Here is a 3,815-nt window from a genome sequence, read left to right on the forward strand (position 1 = left end):
TGGATTGGCTAATCAATTGAGAAATCGGTTCTCCGTTCCCATCTATTTGTGTTAACACAGGATTCCAAAAGTATTGTCTTACATTGATATCAATGCTATAGTATAAATAGTTTCTAAATCGTGCAGTAGTGGTATTACTTCTCCATTTAAAATCGGTTCCGTTCCTTACTTTAGTTCCATTACTATCATAAACACCACTGATCCCACTATTGCCTCCTGTATAGGTATGTGGATGTACTACTCCTACCAATAAGTACCATTGATTAAGATTTGGCATGTCTCCTGACCAGAAATATGGATTATTATTGGCGATACCACTAAGATTGTTTACATTCTGTGTACCGTGATAGGTAGTTCCATCTTGTGATCCGGTACGTTTTACCCAAACGGTATATCGATAAGCTACATTTTTATCCACTGCGATATAATCAGTATTCCAACCCCCATCAGCATCACTGTTGGCATCATTACCACATTTCCATAAGAGTGATTGCTCTCCGAATGGATTACTAGCAAAAATACGCTGGTTATCCACAGACTGACCGTTCATATTAAACAATGGTGTATGTTCACCACCTGCAGTCCAATCGTTAGTCCAATCTACTATATTGGTACTTTGCTTTTGTCCACCTGCTCTAACAGCAACCGATTGTTTGGCTCTACCCAATCCATCAAAATAGTTCACAGATTCAACCTTATCGCTTTCCAATACCTGATCTTGCGCTCCTTCCTGAACTGCTTTCTGATAGGTAGTAGTTTTTACGTAGTTTTCTGTCTGTGTCTGTGCACTGACTACTGTACTGACTAGTACAGTAATTGCTATCAATAAATTTTTAATTTTCATCACTGTATTAGTTGTTTTTATAATTATATTCATTCTCTTATAGAATAAATGTTACCCCAATTTTGTAATTTTTTATGTTTTTTAATTCAATATCACTTTAGCTGAACTTTCTTTTAACTCAGGAAAGAGTGGATCTTGAAAAATCAATTCCATTAGACTCTTCCTGGATAGTGTTCTTTTTTTTCTAGTGTACCCTTCAGAACATCCGGTAATACGAGCAATATCTTTGTTACTTTTTCCATCAAAAACCATAGTCAACATTTCTTTGTTACTATCAGTAAGTCTGCTAAAATGCTTATGAAGAAGATTCCTTTGATCATTTCTTGTAATAATATCATCTATAGAATCCAAATTGTCCTGAATATAATTTTCGATTAGTTCTAGATGTTCTAATGGTTTTGTTTTTCTCAGTTGATTTCTCCAAAGATTCTTGCAAATTCCAATAAAATAACTATGAATAGATGCTTTGGGCAGCTCTAGGTTTTTATACCTAAGTTGATGATATAATAAGATCATCGCTTCTTGAAAAATATCTTCTACATCTTCTGTGCAACCATAATATTGGAGAATAAATCTTCTAACTATGGGTAGATTCTTTTTATAAAATGATTTTAAAACCTGATGGTTCCCATTAATAATTCCTTCTGTAATTGGTCGATTTTTTATTGTACTCATATTATTCGTAGTTATCTCTAACTTAGATTACCTATGTACTCTGTTAAAGAATTTATATAGATTTTCAATACATTATTGAAAATTGTAGAATCCTCTTGCATCTTTTGTTTTGGATAAAATTTTCTTATTGTTAATCGTTATTATTTTTTTGTCAAACTTACACTCCAGGTTGTAATAAAAAGTTCAGAATATTATGATTAACAAAATACAGGACAAATTTTTAAACACCTATATTGTTGATATAAAGAGAGTTGCTTGATAGTGGATAAAGAGTGCTTTTAGATTGATCAGATAGGAACAAATAAGAGATTTTACAAAATTTATTCTATTGAAAGAATATATTCAAAAGGTTTTGTAGCATGATAAAGAGTAAAATCTTCAAGTATAATTCCTAAACACATATATACATAAAAACTTAACGTTTATATATGGTTTTGTCAATAAAAGAAAATTTAGTGTAGACCTAATTTAGGACGAGACATTTGATACAAAAAGCCACACTTTTTTAAAAGTGTGGCTTTTGTAATTAGATTTTTTTAAATTATTGGATTATAATCTTATTAATTCAAACTAAAAAAATCTCTGCTTTTTTATTGTAAGTTTATTAAATAATAATTTGAAAGTTACTACTAAAAGCCAAATAAAGCTGGCATATATCAAAAGACCAAATAATTGTCCTAGAATGAAAAACAAGTCTGAATCATAAATGAAAGTCCCAACGAAACGGGCCATTACTCCAAAAATTTCAGCAGGTCTTACAAGAGTATAATCTAAATCAGGTTTTAAATCATTAACAAAGTGAGACACTTTGCCGTGATAAAAATAATTATAAGTACCGATTGATATATAGAGTCCGGATATTAATAATGAAAATAGAATGCTTTTTTTCTTCATGCTAAAAATCTTTAACTTTTTTTCCATTGTTTTTATTTCTTTTCTTAATTTTATCATGCTTGGTAGAAGGTAATTTTGCATAAACCGAAGTAGGAAAAGTTGTGTGATTATACCATCTGGGTTCTCCGGTTTGTAACTTATTTCCTTTAGAATCTTCTCCAACACCTAAAGCTGCTGATGGAACATCAGAACAATCACACATTCCTAGTAGATAATCTTTTTTAGCGATGGCAGTTGCTGCATCAATACTAGCTTGGTCAGTACTGGATCCGTCAGGTTTTATTGTTTCTATTCTAAATGCATCATCAAATCTTTGAACACGTTCTCCATTTTCATCTTTTACAAAATCATTATCAGTTAATTCTGCTTCCTCTCCATTGGTTTCAGAGTGATATTTCCCATCTTTTACTGTGAAATTATGATTACTTTTTTTAAATTCATCTAATGTATTAAATGGTTTGATTACGTATCTGGATTCTCCATCGCCTGGATTATCTTCATCAGCACTTCCATCTTTTGAGATGTAAACCCATCCAGTATCTTCACTTCCTACCAGTATAGCTTGGTGTCCAGCACTATTAGCACCTTCTTTATCTAATAAAATAATTATGTCATTACCGTCTGGATCAATAACATTTAATGGATTGTTTATCGCATAGCTATAAGGAGACCATCTAAAATAAGAATCAGCGTGATTATCAATATTCATCCAACGTCCTAATGCAGCATCATAATTGCGTGCATGAAAATCCATCCATGCTAATCCTAATTCATTTTGTTCTTCTTTACCGCCAAAACCATACTTGTGTTGAGATATTACGAGCTCATTGTATCCTTTATGTTCAAGCCCAAATGGATAGTAGTTTTTCTCTTGCATAATCTCGTGAGCATAGTCACCATCACCGTCTGCATCTGCATCATTACGAAGTACATCTATTTTTCCATCCTTGTCTTTATCTGAGTATGAGAGTCTAATATTGCCTAGGTGATCTTTATATTGAAAAATATAATCAAACCCATTAGTTCCGTTAGGTTCTACATATCCTTCTGCAGTATTAAAGAACTTAAGATTGTTATTTTCATATACGTAGTTACCAGCATATTCTACTATTAAAGAACTTCCTCCAGAGACAACTTTCTTTTGTTTTGCTCCAGTGGCATCATAAATATAGCTAATATTTCCTGTTCCTTCACTATTAGAAATCGCAACAGTATTGGGTAAGTTTAAATGATTATAACTAATACTGGATATTCCCTTATTACGATCGATTGTCATATTACCATTACTGTCATAGACATAATCATCATTGGTATTCGTACCATCCTTAAAACCTTCATTTCTATAACTTGATGTGATAGCCTCTCTTACTTTTAAAAGCTTATTGTTACTATAGGTGTAATA

At 31.9% G+C, this 3,815-nt stretch carries 4 protein-coding genes; all 4 read right to left on the reverse strand.

Annotated features, from left to right (window positions below; translation table 11 throughout):
• Positions 1-844 (reverse strand): hypothetical protein (locus Q0910_RS28425; RefSeq protein ID WP_299224191.1); only part of this gene is annotated, 844 nt, incomplete at its 3' end.
• Positions 845-925: 81 nt separating this feature from the next.
• Complete coding sequence (locus Q0910_RS28430) at positions 926-1,519, reverse strand: sigma-70 family RNA polymerase sigma factor (protein WP_299224194.1); 594 nt, start codon at positions 1,517-1,519, stop codon at positions 926-928.
• A 570-nt stretch (positions 1,520-2,089) separates the two neighbouring features.
• Complete coding sequence (locus Q0910_RS28435) at positions 2,090-2,440, reverse strand: hypothetical protein (protein ID WP_299224197.1); 351 nt, start codon at positions 2,438-2,440, stop codon at positions 2,090-2,092.
• Positions 2,415-3,815, reverse strand: a 1,401-nt coding sequence (locus Q0910_RS28440) for an RHS repeat-associated core domain-containing protein (protein ID WP_299224200.1), incomplete at its 5' end; no start/stop codon positions are given. The genes Q0910_RS28435 and Q0910_RS28440, both read right to left, overlap by 26 nt.

It is taken from the genome of uncultured Aquimarina sp. (assembly GCF_947495315.1).
GTDB lineage: Bacteria > Bacteroidota > Bacteroidia > Flavobacteriales > Flavobacteriaceae > Aquimarina.